This window comes from Pseudomonas sp. RIT409, assembly GCF_003052515.2.
Classification (GTDB): Bacteria; Pseudomonadota; Gammaproteobacteria; order Pseudomonadales; family Pseudomonadaceae; genus Aquipseudomonas.
On the sequence record NZ_QARE02000011.1, the window covers coordinates 23,272 to 42,126 of the forward strand.

Annotated in this window: 17 protein-coding genes; 7 read left to right on the forward strand and 10 right to left on the reverse strand. The window is 58.9% G+C overall.

Annotation, left to right across the window (positions count from 1 at the left end; all coding sequences use genetic code 11):
• Positions 1 to 274 precede the first annotated feature (274 nt).
• The 7 genes from DBP26_RS15070 to DBP26_RS15100 all read left to right on the forward strand — a co-directional run bounded on the left by DBP26_RS15070 (position 275) and on the right by DBP26_RS15100 (position 6,910).
• Complete coding sequence (locus tag DBP26_RS15070; RefSeq protein WP_108237963.1) at positions 275 to 1,099, forward strand: NAD(P)-dependent oxidoreductase; 825 nt, start codon at positions 275 to 277, stop codon at positions 1,097 to 1,099.
• Between the two features lie 43 nt (positions 1,100 to 1,142).
• The gene (locus DBP26_RS15075; RefSeq protein WP_108237962.1) at positions 1,143 to 2,030 is read left to right on the forward strand and encodes an SMP-30/gluconolactonase/LRE family protein; all 888 of its coding nucleotides are present in this window, start codon (positions 1,143 to 1,145) and stop codon (positions 2,028 to 2,030) included.
• Positions 2,031 to 2,325: 295 nt separating this feature from the next.
• Positions 2,326 to 3,237: a TauD/TfdA family dioxygenase gene (locus DBP26_RS15080; RefSeq protein WP_108237961.1), complete on the forward strand. Its 912-nt coding sequence runs from the start codon at positions 2,326 to 2,328 to the stop codon at positions 3,235 to 3,237.
• Between the two features lie 35 nt (positions 3,238 to 3,272).
• Positions 3,273 to 4,391, forward strand: coding sequence for an ABC transporter substrate-binding protein (locus tag DBP26_RS15085; RefSeq protein ID WP_108237960.1), 1,119 nt, complete (start codon positions 3,273 to 3,275; stop codon positions 4,389 to 4,391).
• A 4-nt stretch (positions 4,392 to 4,395) separates the two neighbouring features.
• On the forward strand, positions 4,396 to 5,307 hold the full coding sequence (locus DBP26_RS15090) for an ABC transporter permease (RefSeq protein WP_108237959.1): 912 nt from the start codon (positions 4,396 to 4,398) through the stop codon (positions 5,305 to 5,307).
• Positions 5,304 to 6,092, forward strand: coding sequence for an ABC transporter permease (locus tag DBP26_RS15095; RefSeq protein ID WP_108237958.1), 789 nt, complete (start codon positions 5,304 to 5,306; stop codon positions 6,090 to 6,092). The genes DBP26_RS15090 and DBP26_RS15095 overlap by 4 nt, the downstream gene beginning before the upstream one ends.
• A gap of 23 nt (positions 6,093 to 6,115) precedes the next feature.
• On the forward strand, positions 6,116 to 6,910 hold the full coding sequence (locus DBP26_RS15100) for an ABC transporter ATP-binding protein (protein ID WP_108237957.1): 795 nt from the start codon (positions 6,116 to 6,118) through the stop codon (positions 6,908 to 6,910).
• 26 nt (positions 6,911 to 6,936) lie between these two features.
• On the opposite strand, the gene DBP26_RS15105 is transcribed toward DBP26_RS15100, so the two are convergent.
• From DBP26_RS15105 to truB, 10 genes are all read right to left on the reverse strand, one after another.
• Positions 6,937 to 7,896 (reverse strand): sensor domain-containing diguanylate cyclase, encoded by a 960-nt coding sequence (locus tag DBP26_RS15105; protein WP_108237956.1) that lies wholly within the window; start codon positions 7,894 to 7,896, stop codon positions 6,937 to 6,939.
• A 3-nt stretch (positions 7,897 to 7,899) separates the two neighbouring features.
• Positions 7,900 to 8,898 (reverse strand): response regulator, encoded by a 999-nt coding sequence (locus tag DBP26_RS15110; RefSeq protein WP_108237955.1) that lies wholly within the window; start codon positions 8,896 to 8,898, stop codon positions 7,900 to 7,902.
• A gap of 497 nt (positions 8,899 to 9,395) precedes the next feature.
• Entirely contained in the window at positions 9,396 to 9,761 is a 366-nt protein-coding gene (locus DBP26_RS15115; protein ID WP_108237954.1) for a response regulator, read from the reverse strand.
• A 155-nt stretch (positions 9,762 to 9,916) separates the two neighbouring features.
• Positions 9,917 to 11,926 carry an EAL domain-containing protein gene (locus DBP26_RS15120; RefSeq protein ID WP_108237953.1) on the reverse strand — a complete coding sequence of 670 codons (2,010 nt, stop codon included), beginning with the start codon at positions 11,924 to 11,926 and terminating at the stop codon, positions 9,917 to 9,919.
• A 129-nt stretch (positions 11,927 to 12,055) separates the two neighbouring features.
• The gene (locus DBP26_RS15125) at positions 12,056 to 12,676 is read right to left on the reverse strand and encodes a response regulator (RefSeq protein WP_108237952.1); all 621 of its coding nucleotides are present in this window, start codon (positions 12,674 to 12,676) and stop codon (positions 12,056 to 12,058) included.
• Positions 12,673 to 14,166: an ATP-binding protein gene (locus DBP26_RS15130; RefSeq protein ID WP_256601393.1), complete on the reverse strand. Its 1,494-nt coding sequence runs from the start codon at positions 14,164 to 14,166 to the stop codon at positions 12,673 to 12,675. Before DBP26_RS15130 ends, DBP26_RS15125 begins: the two co-directional genes overlap by 4 nt.
• A gap of 421 nt (positions 14,167 to 14,587) precedes the next feature.
• Entirely contained in the window at positions 14,588 to 14,938 is a 351-nt protein-coding gene (locus DBP26_RS15135) for a BON domain-containing protein (protein WP_108237951.1), read from the reverse strand.
• A 295-nt stretch (positions 14,939 to 15,233) separates the two neighbouring features.
• On the reverse strand, positions 15,234 to 17,339 hold the full coding sequence (gene pnp / locus DBP26_RS15140) for a polyribonucleotide nucleotidyltransferase (RefSeq protein WP_108237950.1): 2,106 nt from the start codon (positions 17,337 to 17,339) through the stop codon (positions 15,234 to 15,236).
• Between the two features lie 177 nt (positions 17,340 to 17,516).
• Entirely contained in the window at positions 17,517 to 17,786 is a 270-nt protein-coding gene (rpsO, locus tag DBP26_RS15145) for a 30S ribosomal protein S15 (RefSeq protein WP_027900329.1), read from the reverse strand.
• Between the two features lie 149 nt (positions 17,787 to 17,935).
• Positions 17,936 to 18,853 carry a tRNA pseudouridine(55) synthase TruB gene (truB, locus tag DBP26_RS15150; RefSeq protein WP_108237949.1) on the reverse strand — a complete coding sequence of 306 codons (918 nt, stop codon included), beginning with the start codon at positions 18,851 to 18,853 and terminating at the stop codon, positions 17,936 to 17,938.
• Positions 18,854 to 18,855: the final 2 nt, after the last annotated feature.

Here is an 18,855-nt window from a genome sequence, read left to right on the forward strand (position 1 = left end):
AAATCCCGTTGTTTTTATTGTTAAAGCGGAAATGTCATCGTTAACATTTTTGAAATTAGCAGAGAATATTAGGGTTCGCAACAGGCCGTCTCTGACCACATATCGGTTGACTCGGGCAAGGAGGTATCTCCTTCGATAGTTGCCGGGTTTCGGGGCGGGCCCTGGCTGTAGCCATCTGCGTTGACAAATTTCGTAACCGCTGCCGATAATCCAGCCCATGTCATACGACAACCGATAACACCCTTACAAGAACGTCAATATCAGGGCCCCTTACATGACTGAATCCGTCGCCCATTCCCCTTTCAACTGCATTCTGCTGACCGGTGCGGCAGGCGGGCTCGGTAAGGTACTGCGCGAGAGCCTGCGCCCTTACGCGCGTACCCTTCGCTTATCCGACATTGCCGAGATGGCCCCTTCGGATGGCCCTCATGAGGAGGTCAGGGTCTGCGACCTGGCCGACAAAAACGCGGTCGATCAACTCGTAGAGGGCGTCGACGCCATCGTTCATTTCGGAGGGGTGTCCACGGAGCACGCGTTCGAGGACATTCTCGGCCCGAACATCTGCGGCGTTTACCACATCTACGAAGCCGCTAGACGTCATGGCGTCAAGCGCGTCATCTTCGCCAGCTCTAACCATGTCATCGGCTTCTATCGCCAGGATCAGACACTCGACGCCGCTGCGGTGAAGCGGCCCGACAGCTACTACGGGCTGTCCAAGTCGTACGGCGAGGACATGGCCAGTTTCTACTTCGACCGGTATGGCATCGAGACCGTCAGCATCCGTATCGGCTCGTCATTCCCTGAAGCGCAAAACCGTCGCATGCTCAGCAGTTGGTTGAGTTATGACGACCTCACCCAACTGATCGAACGCGGCCTGTTCACGCCCAATGTCGGGCATACCGTGGTGTATGGCGCTTCGAACAATCGGACAGTGTGGTGGGACAATCGCCTGGCCAGCCATCTGGATTACCAGCCCAAAGACAGCTCCGAACAGTTTCGCGCAAAGGTCGAAGCGCAACCTGCACCTGCCGCCGATGATCCGGCGATGGTGTACCAAGGGGGCGCATTCGTTGCGGCGGGGCCGTTTGGCGACGACTGAGTGCCTGTGCCGCAGGCACTCTTTCCTCTACGGATGAACCCTCATGCAGGCTGAGTTGATTCTCGACGCGCGTAACGCAACAGGTGAAAGCCCGGTGTGGCATGTCCAGGAACAGGCACTTTACTGGGTCGACATTCCTGCCGGGCGTTTGCACCGCTGGCGAATCAGCGATGGGCGCGCCGGCACCTGGACAGCCCCGAACATGCTCGCCTGCATTGCGAGCCAAGGCGATGGCAGTTGGCTGGCAGGCATGGAAGATGGGCTGTACCGCATTCACCCCAACGACGATGGCACGCTTGCGTCAGACTGTTTGACCCACGTTGCGCATCCGCAAGCAAACATGCGCTTCAACGACGGACGTTGTGACCGTCAAGGCAGATTCTGGGCGGGCACCATGGCGATGGACATGGCTGCGGCCAGCGCCGTCGGCTCGCTCTACCGCTACACCGAGGATCAGCGAGAGCCGCTTCGCCCTGCCCTCTGCGACATGCTGGTGCCCAACGGACTGGGCTTCAGCCCCGATGGGCGCGTGATGTACCTCTCCGACTCCCACCCCTCCGTGCAGCGCATCTGGGCGTTCGATTACGACATCGATAGCGGCACCCCTCACAATCGCCGCCTGTTCGTGGACATGAATCACTACCCGGGCCGCCCGGACGGCGCTGCGGTGGACGCTGACGGCTGCTACTGGATTTGCGGCAATGACGCCGGCCTGATCCATCGCTTCACCCCTGCCGGCAAACTGGATCGTTCATTGTCCGTGCCCGTGAAAAAACCCGCGATGTGCGCCTTTGGGGGGCGCGATCTGAGCACATTGTTCGTGACGTCCATCCGGCCGGGAGGGGACATCAGCGACCAGCCACTGGCCGGCGGTGTATTTGCGCTGAGACCTGGCGTCGAAGGCATGGCGGAATCCCATTTCGGTGGGTGATCGGGCCACTAGAATGGGGATTGCGCTCGCCTCAGGGCGCGTTTTAAACAACACCTGGTGGATCCAGACATGCCGGAATGGTCGAGCTCAATCACGGTATCTGTCCCGCGCAAGCGCTCTCCAATCCGCTGAAAACTACAAAATAGAATTTTGAATAACCTTATGTAATCCGGTTATCTTCATAAATTTCCTGCATAAACTACTCTTCTATATTTATGACAAATCGTGATTAGCGTTCAGCGGATTTATATCTTTATGATCTGAGCCACACCAACCTAAAAACAGGGGTTCAGGCATGGCCATTCAGATCAAACCCGTGGCAGGGAAAATCGGTGCCGAGTTGAGCGGCATCAAACTCTCCGGCGACATTTCCGAGCAAGACTTCGACTTCATCCACCAGGCACTGCTGAAACACAAGGTGCTGTTTTTCCGCGATCAATTCCTCACCGACGAACAGCACGAAAACTTCTCCCGCCGCTTTGGCGAACAAGTGCCCCATCCGACTGTTCCCTCAGCCGAACAAAGTGCTGCCATCCTGAACCTCGATTCCCGGGAAACCCGCGCCAATTCCTGGCACACCGACGTCACCTTCGTCGCCAATTACCCGAAAATCTCCATCCTGCGCGGCGTGGTCATCCCGCCTTATGGCGGCGACACGGTATGGGCCAACACCGCCGCTGCATACGCTGACCTTCCCGCCCCGTTGAAAACCCTGGCCGACAGCTTGCGTGCATTGCACACCAACCTCTACGACTACGCAGCGCCAAAGGACACCGGCGAGGCTGGCCTGAAACGCTATCGCGAGCAGTTCACCGCGCAGGTGTACGAAACCGAGCATCCACTGGTGCGCGTGCACCCGGAAACCGGCGAGCGCAGCCTGATTCTCGGCCACTTCGTGAAGCACATCCTGGGCGTCAGCAGTAACGACTCCAAGCAACTGATCCGCCTGTTCCACGATCGCATCACTCAAATCGACAATACCGTGCGCTGGCGCTGGAGCGAGGGGGATGTCGCCATCTGGGATAACCGGGCGACCCAACACATCGCCATCAACGATTACGGCCAGGCGCAACGCATCGTACGCCGCACCACCGTTGCCGGTGACATTCCAGTGGGCGTCGATGGGCGTTTCAGCCAGGCAATCAAGCCCACACCTGAAACCCTTTCTCCACGAACAGAAGCCGATAAAAAACACTTGGCTGCCTGATTCCCTAACCCCCCCTCGTTCAAGGAAGCACCGTCATGGCAAAGGCCAAGCGAACATCTGTATTCAGCAAAACAAGCGTAGCTACCGCACTGGCGGCGCTGCTGATGATGCCCTTGGTTCAAGCCGATGTACTGCGCATCGGCGTGGCCAGTGCAGGCGGCGGCGACCCCGTGACCTTCAGTGGCTCACCGCTGGGCATCGTGCGCAATCAACAATTACTGGAAAAAGCCTTCGAGGGCACGGGGACCGAAATCCAGTGGTTCTTCTTCAAGGGTGCTGGCCCTGCCGTCAACGAGGCGCTGTCGAACAAGCAGCTGGATTTCGCCTACGAGGGTGACCTGCCGCAAGTGGTGGGCCGCGCCAACGGCCTGGACACCAAGCTGCTGGCCGCCATTGGCGTGCGCTCGAACGTTTACCTGGCCGTGCCGAAAGGTTCCGATATCAAAACCATCGAAGATCTCAAGGGCAAGAAAGTCGCTGTGTTCCGGGGCACCAACGGGCATCTGGTTTCGATCAACTTGCTGGCGGACCACGGCCTGACCGAGCGCGACCTGAAAGTGATCAACCTCGACAGTGGCAGCAGCCAGGCGGCGCTGGTTTCCAAGGGTGTGGACGCCGCGTTCGGCGGGCGCGAACTGTTCAAACTGCGCGACCAAGGGCTGGCCGACATCATTTTCGACAACCCGACCAACGATGTCCGATACACCCGACAGTGCGCCCTGTTGGTTCGTGGGGAATACGAAAGAGAGCATTCCGCCAACGTGCAGAAAGTCGTCGATACACTGGTGGAAGCCGCCAAGTGGGAATCAGAGGAAAGCAACCGGGACGCCGTGCTCAATGAGTGGGCCAAAACCAACGAGCCGGTTGCCTCGCTCAAGGCCGATTTCAGCCACATCGCTCTGCGCGACAGTGCCTCGCCACTGGTGGATGACTTCCTGCGCGGGCGTTACCAGGCGGTGGCCGATCAAGCCCGGGATGAAAAGATGATTCGCCGCCCGGTGAGCATCGATGGCTGGTTCGAGACCAAATACCTGGATAACGCATTGAAGTCCAAAGGCTTGCAGCATTACTGGACGGCCTACGGCGCGGATGGCAAATCCACCGGCAACACCGCCACGGCGTCGTCGGACAAAGCCGTCAATAACGGAGGCTGACGCCATGGCCAGAGCCAATGCCACCGCACTTGATCGACGAGAGCCCTCGACCAAAGCGCTCGCGCCGGTGGAGCGACTGCCCAACTTTCCCTCCCGTGCGCCCCGACGGCTCGTGGTCCGCGAGGGTCTTCGATCACCTTGGCGGTACACTGCGTTGAACGCCGCCTTGCCGTGGCTGCTGCCGGTCACGTTGCTCGGGCTCTGGTACCTGGGCGCCGAGAGAGGCTGGTTGTCGGAGCAGGTGCTGCCGCCGCCCGCCTATGTCTATCAGACGCTGGTCGACCTGGTGACCACTGGCGACCTGTGGCTGAACGCTTCAGCCAGCCTGCAACGGGTGCTGGTGGGCTTCCTGATCGGCTCGGGGCTTGGCGTGCTTCTGGGTTTGGTCATGGGGCTGTCGAAGACGGTCGAGGACTATGTGCTGCCGACGTTCAACGCCTTGGTGCAAATCCCGGTCCTGGGCTGGATGCCATTCGCGCTGCTGCTGTTCGGCATCGGCGAACCGTTGAAATATGTGCTCATCGCCCACGCAGCGCTGGTGCCTGTCACGCTCTGCACCTTGCAAGCCTTCCATCAGGTGCCCAAGCGTCTGCTGGAAGTCGGTCGCGCCTACGGTTTCAGCCAGCGTCAGATCGTCACCGACATCGTTATACCGTCAGCGGTGGCCCCGATTTTCACCGGCCTGCGGCTCGGTTTCACCAAGGCCTGGCTCTCACTGGTGGTGGTCGAGTTGCTCGCGTCCAGTGAAGGCCTGGGTTACCTGATCGCGTATGGGCGTCAGTTGTTCCAGCTGGATTTGGTGATGGCGGCCGTGGTGGTGGTCGGAACCGTCGGGCTGCTGATCGACCGCGGCTTCGAAGCCATGGAACGTCGTCTCAACAAAGGGCGACCCATTACGTCGGGGAGGCTCATATGACCAGCGCAACACTCATACAGGTCTCTCGCCCGCATCGTTATCGCGGCTGGGTACTGCCCGTCGTCGGCGTCGCAGTGTGGTGGCTCGCGGCAAGCCAGGGCTGGAGCGATTCGGGCCTGCTGGTGGCCCCGCAGAAGGTCGCCCTCACCGCTTGGGACCAAGTGACCTCGGGGCAATTCTGGCGGGCTATCTCGTCGAGCCTGGCGCGCAACCTCAGCGGCTTTTTCATTGGCACTGTGCTTGGTCTCATCCTTGGCTGTCTGCTGGGTATCTCGCGGCGTTTCGAGCGGCTCGTCGGCCCGAGCTTCAATACCTTCAAACAGATATCCCTTTTTGCGTGGATTCCACTGATCTCGGTGTGGTTCGGCTTGGGGGATGTGGCGAAGGTCGTCTTTCTGTCGCTGGCCGCGCTGGTGCCCGTGGTGGTGAACACCTGCGACGGTTTGCGCAATGTCCCCAATGCCTTTCTGGAGGTCGCGAGGGTGTATGGCTTCAGCCGCTGGCAGACTATCTTCGGCGTCATGCTGCCCGCCGCACTGCCTTCGATTTTCACCGGCATCTACCTGGCGCTGGTGTATTCCTGGCTGGCCACCATCGGCGCGGAATACCTGCTGGTATCCGGCGACGGGATCGGTAACACACTGATCGATGGCAGCGAACATTTCATGATGGACCTGGTGCTGTTCGGCATGGTGATCATCGGGCTGGTGGGCTGGGCGCTGAATGTGCTGGCACGCCGACTGGAGCGACGCCTGCAACGGCTTTATGGCATCACACCTCGTTAACGATTTTGCACAAGGGAATTACCATGACGGCCACCCCCCAGCTTTCTCTTCCTGCGCAGCACGGCAATGGCCTGCGCCTGGAGCACGTCAGCAAACGCTTCGTCAACGCGGGCGGGGACACTCAGTTGCACGTGCTCGACAACATTCAACTGGACATCGCCCCGGGAGAATTCATCACCATCGTCGGTGCCAGCGGCTGTGGCAAGTCAACGTTGCTGCGGCTGATTCTGGGCCTGGAGGAAACGAACGAAGGGCGGATTCTGCTGGACGAGAAACCGATCAAAGGCACCGGGCTTGAGCGTGGCATCGTGTTTCAGGACCACCGCCTGTTCCCTTGGCTGACCGTTGAACAGAACGTCGCCGTGGGCCTGAAAAACGCGCCACTGTCCCCTGCGCAAAAGCGCGACACAGTTCGGGAACACATTCACCTGGTCGGCCTTCAGGACTTTACGGCGTCCTACCCGCACCAGATCTCCGGCGGCATGGCGCAACGCGTGGCCATTGCGCGCGGGCTGGTCAATCGCCCGAGCGTCCTGCTGCTCGACGAACCCTTCGGCGCCCTCGATGCGCTGACGCGCACGCGACTCCAGCGGGAACTGCAGAACATCTGGCAGCAGGAAAGGATCACGATGGTCCATGTCACCCATGATGTGGACGAAGCGGTTTACCTGGGCGATCGCGTTGTGGTCATGCAACCCCATCCGGGGCGTATCCGGCGTATCGTCGACATTGACCTTCCCCGCCCGCGCAATAGCAGCGACGCGCGGTTCATTGCCCTGAGGGACGACGTCCTGAGCGACTTTGCGGAAGTTTCATAGGCGCGCTTGTCGCGTTGCCCCTGGCCTCAGGCAGCGCCGTGCAGCGATACCCGATTCCGTCCATTTTTCTTGGAGGCGTATAACGCCTGATCCGCCCATTCGATGAGGGTCTTGTGCTCCGAGAGTGGGGAGGTCATGTCGGCGACACCCAAGCTGATGGTGATCCGGATGGTTTCGCCTTCATGCTGGATTTCCTGAGCCTCGACCGCCACCCGCAGGCGCTCGGCGAACATCCCGCCACCGTATTTGTCGGTGTCCGGCAGCAACACGGCGTACTCCTCCCCCCCGTATCGCCCGGCGATGTCGGAATCGCGAACGTGCTCACGGATCACGTCGGCCACGCGCTGAATCACCTTGTCACCGCCTTGATGACCAAAGGTGTCGTTGACGCGTTTGAAGTGGTCGATGTCGAACATCACCAAGGCCGCCGAAGTGCCGTAACGCACGTGCCGCGCATATTCCAGGCGCAGCGCCTCCTCCCAGTGCCCGCGGTTGTAGAGCCCCGTCAACCGATCGGTGCTGGACAGCTTCTGCAGTTCCTGGTTGGCGGCCTGCAGTTGCAGCCGGTTGGTCGCCACGTCGGTCACGTCATAGATGACCAGGCAGACGTGCGTCACTTCACCGCTGGTGGCCCGTAGCGGGAACATCGTGGTGTTCTGGTACATGAAGTCCTGTTGCCCGGTGATCGGCTGGTAGCTCTTGAAACGCACCAGGTAAGGACGCTGTTCCCAAATCGTGAACGCCGGGGTGCCGAGGGTGACCACACTGTCGATCTTCTTTTTCAGCCACTCCTGATGGACCTCGGGAAACAGCTCGAAGAACGAACGGTTCGCCGCTTCATACGGCAGCACGCCCGAGCGGTTTTCCATGAAGGTGTTCCACACCTGTACGCGGTATTCCTGATCCAGCACCACCACACCGACGTCGATGCTTTGGGTGATGGTCAGCAGCCAGTGCAGCTCTTTGATGTCGATACGATCGTTCATGAATCAACTCATCAGGTAGGCGAGTTTGCCTGACAGCCGCTCTACCGAGTCCTCGGTGAACAACATCAACAAATCGAAATGAATGTTGTGCCCTTCCAGGCTGTAGCTGATCTCGACAGCGAGGGTCTTCTTCCAGCGCTGCTGATTGATGCGGATCAGTTCCTCGATACCACTGTGGGCGCCGAGTACCTGAGGATGACCTTGGGAGAATGCGATGTCGATCTGCTCGGCGATACCACTGAGACACGCGCCGATGAGGATCGACGACAGGTCCAGCAGCATTTCCATGTCCGAGTAATCCTTGTCGCGGATCTTCATCAACTGCGCCATGTCGGCGATCTCGGAATCGTGGAACAGGAGCAATGCCTCGCCTGCAATTCCACCGCCGATGTAGCCCTGGCATACCGCGGTCAGGCGCTCGCTGCCCTGTGCATCGGCCAAGGCCATGTGCAGCTCGCCCACCTCCAGAATGTTGACGTTGGGCACCGGCAGTTGCACGAACACGCCCAGTACCCTCGCCAGGAGAGCAGCGGCCCGCCCCATGGCGACGTTGACCGTCTCACGGAACGCGTCCTGGAAGCTGATGGCGGTCGGCTCGGCCTTCGGTGTCAGCACCTTGGGCGCACTCGGCTCGCCCATGAGGCCCAGCCGTTGCAACGTGAGATGAAGTTCGAGAGGGTCTGCCGGCTTTTTCAGGAATGCCAAGGCACCGAGCTCGCGCGTCCGGCGCACCGCTTCGTCTTGAACGTCACCGGAAACCACGATCACCTTGGCCTGCAGGTTTTCCTCGCGAATGGCTGCGAGTGCCTGATACCCGTCCATGTCCGGCATGGTCAGGTCAAGTAACACCACCTGCCCCAACCCAAGCCGAATGGCCTCCAGGCCTTCGTGCCCATTGGTCGCGGTTGTAACCGACACGCCCCAGTCAGGGGGCAAGGCGCGCATGAGCTGTTTGCGCGCCATGTTGGAGTCATCGCAAATCAGCAGGGGAATCGTGGGCATTGCTTTCGATCTCACGGCAAAAGAGTTTCAGGCGGTGCCCGGATAATCTGTGCAATCAATTGTTTGGCAGTACGCTCTGCGCTTTCAATCCAAACCTATCGATAACGAGTAGCAGAGAAAGTGAGTCGAATCTTCACTCATTCAGCAACAAGCTGCACCCTATGCAATATTTATGCTCATAAAGACTTCAAACAGCAAACTTCAACAACATAAAGAAACGCTGGAATGTTGACGTCAACCGGCCAGCGAAATCACACGCCTGGCTTAATAAAAACAGCGAAATGTTTCGAAAAGGAGTGGCAAGGCCGGGTTTAGAGCGGGGGTAGATGACGAGAGTGGGTAGCCTCATCACGAGGTGCCGGTACTAAAGGATGAGTCATGAAAGTATCGCTGAAGCGTAACAACAATGCCGATGCGATAAACACGTGCAGTGGGATCCTATTGATCGCCCACGCCTGAACCAAGTCAGTGCGCGGCTGCAACGCGATAAACATTCTTCAACTCAAGGTTGATTCAAGACAATCAATCAATGTTTGAGTGTGAAAAGGTTTGGCAAGAAAACAAATCGCACTCCCGGTCATCGCACGCCGGCGAATCGATTCTTCCGCAAAGGCGGTAATGAAGATGGTCGGAATGTGTATGCCTTGCGCAGCGAGGTGTTCATGCAATTCCACGCCGCTCATGTTCGGCATCTGCACATCCGTGATCAGGCAATCGGTCCGCCCTATATCCTCCGAGCCAAGAAAGGCTTCAGCCGAGGAAAAGACGCAAACGAGAAAACCCAGCGAACGAACGAGGCTATCGATACTGGCGCGGACCGCTTCATCGTCATCGACGACAGCGATCAGGGGAGAGCTGGACAAACAAATTACCTTCGATAGCAGACGGGTATGAATGCACGGTACCGTGCTCGACAACGGGTCACACGTTACCGGCCTCGCTTACCGCCGAGAATTATACGGTTGTATGAAAATGACGAGAGGAAGATTTCTGACTGCCCAGACAATTTTCCTTACGCTCATACCCACCGCTCAGTGGTGAACGCGAACTCGATACGCTCTTGAAGGAATGTCTCGAAAGCATGGGCTTCCAATGCCTTGGCATAGTAATAGCCCTGCGCTTCGTCGCAACCGCGCACTCTCAACGCGTCGAGAACGGAAAAGTCTTCCACCCCTTCAGCAATCACCTTCATATCGAAACTGTGGCCGAGTGTGATGACTGCTTGCACGATGGCCGCATCCTGCGCATTGCTGAGCATGCCGCGCACGAAGGACTGGTCGATTTTCAACTTATCCACTGCGAAGCGCTTCAGGTAAGCCATGCTGGAATAACCCGTGCCGAAATCATCGATGGACATCCGCACCCCCAGCGCCTTCAACCCGCGAACCGTGTCCAGCACCCGCTCGGAGTGCTCGATCAGAATCGATTCGGTCAACTCCAGCTCCAGCAGATGCGGCTTCAGGCCGCTTTCGTAGAGTGCCCGCCTCACGTCCTGAACCAGATTGCCTTGGCGGAACTGCACCGCCGAGCAATTCATCGCCACGCTCAGCTCACCCAACCCCGCCGCTTGCCACGCGACGGCCTGATGGCACACCTGGTGTAACAGCCAGCGGCTGATCGGGATGATCAAACCGCTGGACTCCGCAACCGGAATGAATTCGCCGGGAGCAATCGGACCCTGTCCCGGATGGTTCCAGCGCAGCAACGCCTCGGCACCGATGACGGCCCCCGTACCCAGGTCGATCTGCGGCTGGTAGTGCACTTGCAATTCGCGTTGTTCGAATGCCAGCCGCAATTCGCTCTGGACATGCAGAAAGCGCAGCTCGCGCGCGCCCATGGCCGCTTCGTAAAGCACCCATGTGTTTCGTCCATTGCGCTTGGCCTGGGCCATGGCCGTGTCGGCGGCTTTCAAGAGCGAGCCGAAATCATGCCCGTGGGCAGGGTACGCCGCGATACCGACAGAAGCTGAAACGGACAACGTGTAGCCCGCCAATTCGAGAGGTTGCTGCATGACATACAGCACGTCTTTGATTATCTGCGCGATGCGCGAAAAATCGTCATCGTTCACCAGCACGAGAAACTCGTCGCCGCTCAACCGGGCCACCGTATCGACTGTTGGTCTGAGCGCGAGCAAGCGCTGCGCCAGACGCGTCAGCGCCGTATCCCCTGCGACGTGTCCCAGCGAATCATTGATGGTCTTGAAGTTATCGACGTCAATGTAAAACAACGACAGACGCGACACCCCATCACCTTCGTTGATGGCCTGGTTGACCCGCTCCAGCAGATAGCGGCGGTTGGGCAAGCCGGTCATCTCATCATGGAATGCACTGTCCCGGAGCTCGTCCAGGATCTGCTGCCGACGAAGGCGATTGGCCTGTAGGCGCAACGTCAGGCTGACAACCAGCAAGTACAGCCCACCGCACACGATCGATGACGCGATGACGGTGTATTTCCAGCCCAGCAGGTAATCTTCCGCCGCGAGCCCGATGACCAGCGCCAGCGGCAACTCATCGATGCGCCGGAAGCTGTACAGGCGCTTGACGCCGTCCACCGGAGAAAAGGTGATCAGGGTCCCTTCCTTGGCATTCTCAGTCAGCATGCGACCTATGGGGTCGGCGGCGGACGGTGCCGGAGTGCCGAGAGGCGCGGGTGGCATCCGGAGCAGGTTTTGCGCAACGTCAGTACGGCGCAAGGTGATGACGCCGTGAGCGCCGACGTCGACGTCTCTTAGCACCTCACGCACTTTTTCCAGCGGGACGTTTTGAACGTCGTACGGGATGTCGTGAAAGGTATTGCTCAGCCGCGCCTCCAGGATGCGGCTCAAATTGCCCACATCGGAAATCGCCTGCCGCTGCGCTTGCTGATGCAGCCATCCAAGGAGCGCACCCAGCAGCAATGCGATTGCCAGCGCCAACCCGCCCCAGAGCCAAACGCGAAATTCCGGCGCGGCTCCCTTTGTGTCGTCGGTGATAGACGCCGGCAGGAAAGCGGTCAGCGCGCCGCCAGCGGGTGCGGTGTACTCAGTCATCGATAGCGCTCAGGAGGATGGGGTGCAGGCCTGAAAGAACTTTCAGGCTCGTGAAAAGAAATTATCACTATCATCCACTGATGCCGATTAGCTATCAGGCTGACCTGCTCATACTCAGGTATGAGCGCCCTACACCCCCTCGAGCACCTGCGACATCTTCACCAGATCGGCGAAGGTGCGGGCCTGCATCTTTTTCATGGCGTGGCCCCGGTGAATCTTGACGGTGATTTCGCTCAGTCCCATTTCCGCCGCGATCTGTTTGTTCATGAGGCCTCTCACTGCGTAGGCCATCACCTCCTGCTCGCGGGCGGTGAGGGTCTGGTAGCGCGTCAACAGTTCCGCTGAAGCCTTGCCACTTTCGCGGCGCCGGGCATCCTGCTGCAACGCCAATGAAACGGCATCCAGCAAGTCCTGCTCGCGGTATGGTTTGACCAGGAAATCCAGCGCACCGGCCTTCATGGCCCTCACCGACATGGCAATGTCGCCGTGTCCGCTCACGAACACGATTGGCATCGCCACTTTCATGTCCGCCAGACGCACTTGAAAATCCAGACCGCTCTCCCCCTGAAGGCGCACGTCGAGAATCAGGCAAGCGGGAACGTCCTCGAAGGGGTGCCGCAAAAACTCCGCCCCCGATGCATAGGTGTGCACCCTCATCCCCACCGATCGCAACAGGCTATCGAGCCCTGTGCGGATCGCCGGATCGTCATCGACGACGAACACCACTGGACTCAGCTCAGGGCCGCTCATGACGCAACCGGCTCACAGAGTGGAAGCGAGAAATTCAGGCTCGCCCCATGCCCCAACTCACTTTCCGCCCAGATCCGCCCACCATGAGCATCGATGATCGAGCGACAGATCGACAGGCCCATGCCCATCCCCTCCGGTTTGGTGGTGAAAAAAGGATTGAACAGATTCGGTAGGTTCTGCGCTGAAATGCCTGGCCCGTTATCCCGAAGGCAAAGCGTTGCGTCGCCGTCCTCACTGTTGCCCAGCGACACACTCAAGGTGCGCGCCCGGCCATGCATGCCTGACATGGCCTGCACCGCGTTGATCAGCAGGTTGATGATGACCTGCTGTAACTGTACGCGATCGCCCCTGACCCAAACGGGCTCATCGGCCGCCTGCAGCACCAGGCTCACTCGATGCCGCGACACTTCCCGGCGGACCAGATCCGCAGCCTCATGCAGCACGTCATGAAGGTCAAGCAGGACATGTTGAGGATCGGTCTTGCGCGACAGCGTGCGAATGCGACGGATCACCTCACTGGCCCTATGCGCTTCGCTTTTGATGCGTTCGATGGCGCTGCGCACTTCGTCCAGATTCGGGACTTCCCGGTTCAACCAGCGCAACCCCGCTTCGGCATTGGTGGTCACCGCTGACAGGGGCTGGTTGACTTCGTGCGCAATGGAGGCTGCCATTTCCCCCAGTGTGGTCACGCGGGTGACGTGCGCCAATTGGCTTTGGGAGCGATGAAGCGCCTCCTCTGCCTCTTTGGTCGCCGTCACGTCCATCAACGCACCGATGTACTCACAGCCGCCAGAACCATCCTCCACCTGCTGCGCGAGCATACGCACCGATTTGCAGGATCCGTCCGGCATTAACAGGCGAAACTCCGCTTCCATGTTGGCGTGCCGGGCATAGGCCTGCTCGATCAGCGATTTGAGGTCGTCGATGTCGTCGGGGTGGGTACGGCTCATCATGTATTCGAGCGTTGGTTGCAGCGACTCATCGAACTGGAAAATACGCCGCGCCTCGTCGGACCAATACATCCGGGCGCTGGGCATCTTCAGCCCGATGCTGCCCGTCAGGCTCAAGCGCTGGGCACCGGCCAAGAAAGCCTCGCTGCGATGCAACAAATGGATCTGCGCCTGGAGGGCGTCCCGAGATGCCATGTGCTTCATCGCAAGGAACGCCGTGATGGCGATGGCGCACAGACTGACCAGGCAACGTGCGAAGGGAGGCACCATCCATTCGGCGCCGTGGGACAGCAAAAAGGCAGCGAGCGTAAGCACTCCGCAACCGATCGACACCGCCATGACGCTCTTGCGCGAGAACACGTCGGCGCACATCAGGATGACCGTGACGTACAAGACCGCGATGGCCACGTCCAACGAGCTGAGCCAGTCGATCAGGAAGATGATCATCGCCAGCATCACCGCCCCTGCTCGCAACAGCCAGATGCTGGGTGACACCTCCGTATGAGGAGCGGCCGATGGTCCGGCGGAAAACCTTTTCATTGCGACAGTCTTGCCTTGTTATGAGTCGTTGGTGAGGCAGCGCAAATCTTTTCGCGGGCGACGCACGCCTGCGGCTAACTCTACGTCAGGGCGCAGGCCAGAATAATAAGGTGCAGCATCGACACGCTTCCATTGCACTCAGGTATAGATAGCCAGGAAGAGCCTCCCCGGATAGGGCCTCAAAAAGCGGACAGCGAACCAGCGTAATGCCGAAACGAGAGGAAGACTTGAGCGAATGTGCTCAATTGAGGAAATCGCACCAGCTCCGAACAGAGCATGGCTGGAAATAGAACAAGCCCCGGCGCGGGCGCCAGGGCTTGTAATGGCCACATCCTTATGGCCTTCGCATGAACCTCGAATCGATAGATCCGCGGCCTCCCTGGCCGTAAATCATCGGGTTCCCCGGTTCCTGAGAATTGGCTTACTCAGCTTTCAGGCCGTCAGCCGATACGGCTTTGACGCCTTTGATCTTTTTGGTGATGTCAACAGCCATCTTCTTCTGTGCATCGGTGACCGCGACATCCGAAGACAGGGAAACCACGCCTTTGTTGGTTTCGACCTTGATGTCGGAGCCAGGGATGCCTTTCTCGGTCAGCAGGTCGGATTTAACCTTGGTGGTGATCCAAGTGTCAGAAGTGGCTTCTTTAGCTTTGGTAACTTCACCTGCGGCTAGCTGCATAGGCGCCTGATTGGAGGTTTCGGCCATGGCTACGTTAGCCATGGTCAGGGTCAGAGCGGTGGCAGCGGCAGCAGCGATAGCGAACTTCTTCATACGAGTAACTCCTGTTTTTCTCAGAATCTGCAACCAACCTCATTGGCTGCAGGGTTACCCTACTATCGCAAGCGGTGTGCCAAACTTCTTACAACCTATAAATACTGTTAAATCAATGAGTTATAAATTCTCGGATCCAGCCTGATCGTGCAGATTGCCCGTTTCCAAAAAGTTCCGCTTGCAAGATGCATGTTGCCACCGTGCGTCGATTGTTTGGAGGGCGTCGTAACCTGTTATTTATGTTCAAAAAAAAGGGCCCCGAAGGGCCCTTCCATTCATCCGTCACGACGTGCGGTCAAACGCCCGACGCTTTGGCTGCCGCAACGTCTTTGATCGACAGCTTGATGCGGCCGCGGTTGTCCACGTCCAACACCAGCACTTCGACTTCCTGACCTTCTTTCAGTACGTCGGTGACTTTCTCGACGCGAGCATCGCTCAGCATGGAGATGTGCACCAGACCGTCCTTGCCAGGCAGGATGTTGACAAAGGCGCCGAAGTCGACGATGCGCTCGACCTTACCGAGGTAGATCTTGCCGATTTCGGCCTCTGCAGTGATGCCCAGAACACGCTGGCGCGCGGCTTCGGCAGCTTCTTTGGTCTCGCCGAAGATCTTGATCGAGCCGTCGTCTTCGATGTCGATGGAAGCCTTGGTTTCTTCGCAGATGGCACGAATGGTCGCGCCGCCCTTACCGATGACGTCACGGATCTTGTCGGTGTCGATCTTCATCGAAATCATCGTTGGAGCATTTTCCGACAGCTCGGAACGCGATTGGCCGATGACGTTGTTCATCTGACCCAGAATGTTCAGACGAGCTTCCAAGGCCTGACCCAAAGCGATCTCCATGATCTCTTCGGTGATGCCCTTGATCTTGATGTCCATCTGCAGCGCCGTGACACCGTTCGCGGTACCGGCCACTTTGAAGTCCATGTCGCCGAGGTGGTCTTCGTCACCCAGGATGTCGGTCAGAACAGCGAATTTCTCGCCTTCCTTGACCAGGCCCATGGCGATACCGGCCACAGGTGCCTTCATCGGCACGCCCGCGTCCATCAAAGCCAGCGAAGCGCCACAAACGGACGCCATGGAGCTGGAACCGTTGGATTCGGTGATTTCCGAAACGACACGAACGGTGTACGGGAACTCGTCAGCCGGAGGCAGCATGGCCTGAACGCCACGACGTGCCAAACGACCGTGGCCGATTTCACGACGACCGGCACCGCCCATGCGGCCGCACTCGCCCACCGAGAACGGTGGGAAGTTGTAGTGCAGCATGAAGGAATCTTTCTTCTCGCCTTCCAGGGTGTCCAGCAACTGAGCGTCACGCGCGGTGCCCAAGGTAGCCACGACCAGCGCCTGAGTTTCGCCACGGGTGAAAAGGGCCGAGCCGTGGGTCTTCGGCAGAACGCCAACTTCAATGTTCAGCGGACGCACGGTGCGGTTGTCACGGCCATCGATACGCGGTTTGCCGTTGACGATGTTCTCGCGAACGGTACGGTATTCGATCTCGCCGAAAGCGGCTTTGACTTCCGAAGCCGACGGGCTCCCTTCTTCGACGGCCAGTTTGGCAACGACCTGATCCTTCAACTCGCCCAGGCGTGCATAGCGGTCAGCCTTGACGGTGATGGTGTACGCCTCGGAGATGGCCGCACCGAATTCGGCGCGGATCGCGTTCAGCAGCGCCGTGGCCTCAGGCTGAGGAGCCCATGCCCAAGTCGGCTTACCCGCTTCGGCGGCCAGTTCCTTGACGGCCTTGATCACGGCCTGGAATTCGTCGTGGGCAAACAGCACAGCGCCCAGCATCTGGTCTTCGGTCAGCTCCTTGGCTTCCGATTCAACCATCAGTACCGCTTCTTCGGTACCGGCGACAACCATGTCCAGGCTCGACGCTTTCAGTTGCTCGTACGTCGGGTTCAGCAGATAGCCGGTGCTTTCGTGGAAAGCCACGCGTGCAGCGCCGATCGGGCCATCGAAAGGGATGCCGGAAATGGCCAGTGCAGCGGAGGTGCCGATCATGGCAGCGATGTCCGGATCGGTCTTTTTGCTGGTGGACACGACGGTGCAGACAACCTGCACTTCATTCATGAAGCCTTCAGGAAACAATGGGCGGATCGGACGGTCGATCAGACGCGAAGTCAGTGTTTCTTTCTCGGAAGGACGCCCTTCACGCTTGAAGAAACCGCCAGGAATTTTACCGGCGGCGTAGGTTTTTTCCTGGTAGTGAACGGACAGCGGGAAGAAGCCTTTGCTTGCGTCCGCTTGCTTGGCGCCGACTACGGTCACGAGCACGGTGACGTCGTTGTCAACGGTGACCAATACCGCACCAGAAGCCTGACGGGCGATGCGGCCTGTCTCCAGCGTGACGGTCGACTGACCGAATTGAAACTTCTTGATTACCGGGTTCACGGTTTCCTACCTTCTTTGTGGCTCTTGGGGGAACTGGTTTCTTGCGAATTCTTGGGTATCGGCGGGAATCGGACCCAGCCGTTACACCAGATAAAACTAGAGGCTGGGAGCTCGCCAGCCCACAGGCATGATGGCCTGCGGGACGTGACGAACAACCAACCTCTAACTGCGGCGTTATTAGCGACGCAGACCCAGACGACCGATCAGGGCGCTGTAACGGCTAACGTCCTTACCTTTCAGGTAATCCAGCAGCTTGCGGCGCTGGTTTACCATGCGGATCAGACCACGACGGGAGTGGTGGTCCTTACCGTTGGCCTTGAAGTGGCCTTGCAGCTTGTTGATGTTGGCGGTCAGCAGTGCAACTTGCACTTCTGGCGAACCAGTATCACCGGCAGCTTGCTGGTAGTCGGTTACGATCTGAGCTTTTTCTTCAACGCTGAGTGCCATGTGGGCATTCCTTATTTCGGGAAACCGCTCGCGAAAAGCGGTTTCAACAGGCCGGGAGCAATTCCCGTATTAAAAAAGGAGGAGTGACCATGCCTGTTGACAGCCACCCTCGTACCGCCGCGTCAGGATATCCGACACAACGGCTTCGGTCACTCTGACCGAATCAGTCGACGCGGCGCAATACGCCCGTCTTCACTCACTTCACCGATTCCGATGAAACGACCTTCATGATCCTGCACCCGCACCATGCCGAATTTCGGCGCATCCGGCGCGCGAACGGGTTGCCCGTGCAACCAGTAAAACGAACTGTGCTCGGAAAACTTCAGCAGTGGCCAGTCTTGCAGACCGCTGTCGGAGGGCATCAGGAAACGGTCGACCGCCTCGTTGCCACCTTCGGCGTGCACGGCTTCCAGCTCTTCGAGGGTGACCGTTTGTGCCAGCGTGAACGGTCCGGCTTGGGTACGACGCAACTCTGCGACATAGGCACCACAGCCGAGCTCTTCACCGATATCCTCCACCAGCGTGCGAATGTAGGTGCCTTTGCTGCAACCGACCGATAGCCGGGCAGTCTCGCCCTCGCACGCCAGTAATTCCAGGCGCGCAATAGTAACAGAACGCGCTTCACGCTCCACCACTTCCCCTGCGCGGGCCAGCTTGTACAACGGTTGACCATCACGCTTGAGAGCCGAGTACATGGGCGGTATCTGACTGATTTCTCCGCGAAAAGCAGGCAGGACCGCCTCAATATCGGCGCGACCAACGGTCACGGGACGGGTTTGCAACACCTCGCCTTCCGCGTCGGCGGTGGTGGTAGTCTTGCCCAATTGCATCAACGTCTCGTAGCCCTTGTCGGAATCGAGCAGATACTGGGAAAACTTGGTCGCCTCGCCGAAGCACAACGGCAGGACGCCGGTCGCCAGAGGGTCGAGACTGCCGGTGTGCCCGGCCTTTTCCGCATTGAGCAACCAGCGCACTTTCTGCAACGCAGCGTTGGAGGTAAACCCCAGCGGCTTGTCCAGCAGGATGATGCCACTGACGTTACGGCGGATACGCTTGACCTGAGCCACGC

What these genes read in the sequence shown, in the direction of transcription:
- DBP26_RS15080 (WP_108237961.1), top strand. Translation starts at nt 2,326, where the DNA reads ATGGCCATTCAGATCAAACCCGTGGCAGGGAAAATCGGTGCCGAGTTG.
- DBP26_RS15095 (WP_108237958.1), top strand. Translation starts at nt 5,304, where the DNA reads ATGACCAGCGCAACACTCATACAGGTCTCTCGCCCGCATCGTTATCGC.
- rpsO (WP_027900329.1), bottom strand. Translation starts at nt 17,786, where the DNA reads ATGGCACTCAGCGTTGAAGAAAAAGCTCAGATCGTAACCGACTACCAG.
- DBP26_RS15070 (WP_108237963.1), top strand. Translation starts at nt 275, where the DNA reads ATGACTGAATCCGTCGCCCATTCCCCTTTCAACTGCATTCTGCTGACC.
- DBP26_RS15110 (WP_108237955.1), bottom strand. Translation starts at nt 8,898, where the DNA reads ATGCCCACGATTCCCCTGCTGATTTGCGATGACTCCAACATGGCGCGC.
- DBP26_RS15135 (WP_108237951.1), bottom strand. Translation starts at nt 14,938, where the DNA reads ATGAAGAAGTTCGCTATCGCTGCTGCCGCTGCCACCGCTCTGACCCTG.
- DBP26_RS15105 (WP_108237956.1), bottom strand. Translation starts at nt 7,896, where the DNA reads ATGAACGATCGTATCGACATCAAAGAGCTGCACTGGCTGCTGACCATC.
- DBP26_RS15085 (WP_108237960.1), top strand. Translation starts at nt 3,273, where the DNA reads ATGGCAAAGGCCAAGCGAACATCTGTATTCAGCAAAACAAGCGTAGCT.
- DBP26_RS15125 (WP_108237952.1), bottom strand. Translation starts at nt 12,676, where the DNA reads ATGAGCGGCCCTGAGCTGAGTCCAGTGGTGTTCGTCGTCGATGACGAT.
- DBP26_RS15100 (WP_108237957.1), top strand. Translation starts at nt 6,116, where the DNA reads ATGACGGCCACCCCCCAGCTTTCTCTTCCTGCGCAGCACGGCAATGGC.
- DBP26_RS15075 (WP_108237962.1), top strand. Translation starts at nt 1,143, where the DNA reads ATGCAGGCTGAGTTGATTCTCGACGCGCGTAACGCAACAGGTGAAAGC.
- DBP26_RS15120 (WP_108237953.1), bottom strand. Translation starts at nt 11,926, where the DNA reads ATGACTGAGTACACCGCACCCGCTGGCGGCGCGCTGACCGCTTTCCTG.
- DBP26_RS15130 (WP_256601393.1), bottom strand. Translation starts at nt 14,166, where the DNA reads ATGAAAAGGTTTTCCGCCGGACCATCGGCCGCTCCTCATACGGAGGTG.
- DBP26_RS15090 (WP_108237959.1), top strand. Translation starts at nt 4,396, where the DNA reads ATGGCCAGAGCCAATGCCACCGCACTTGATCGACGAGAGCCCTCGACC.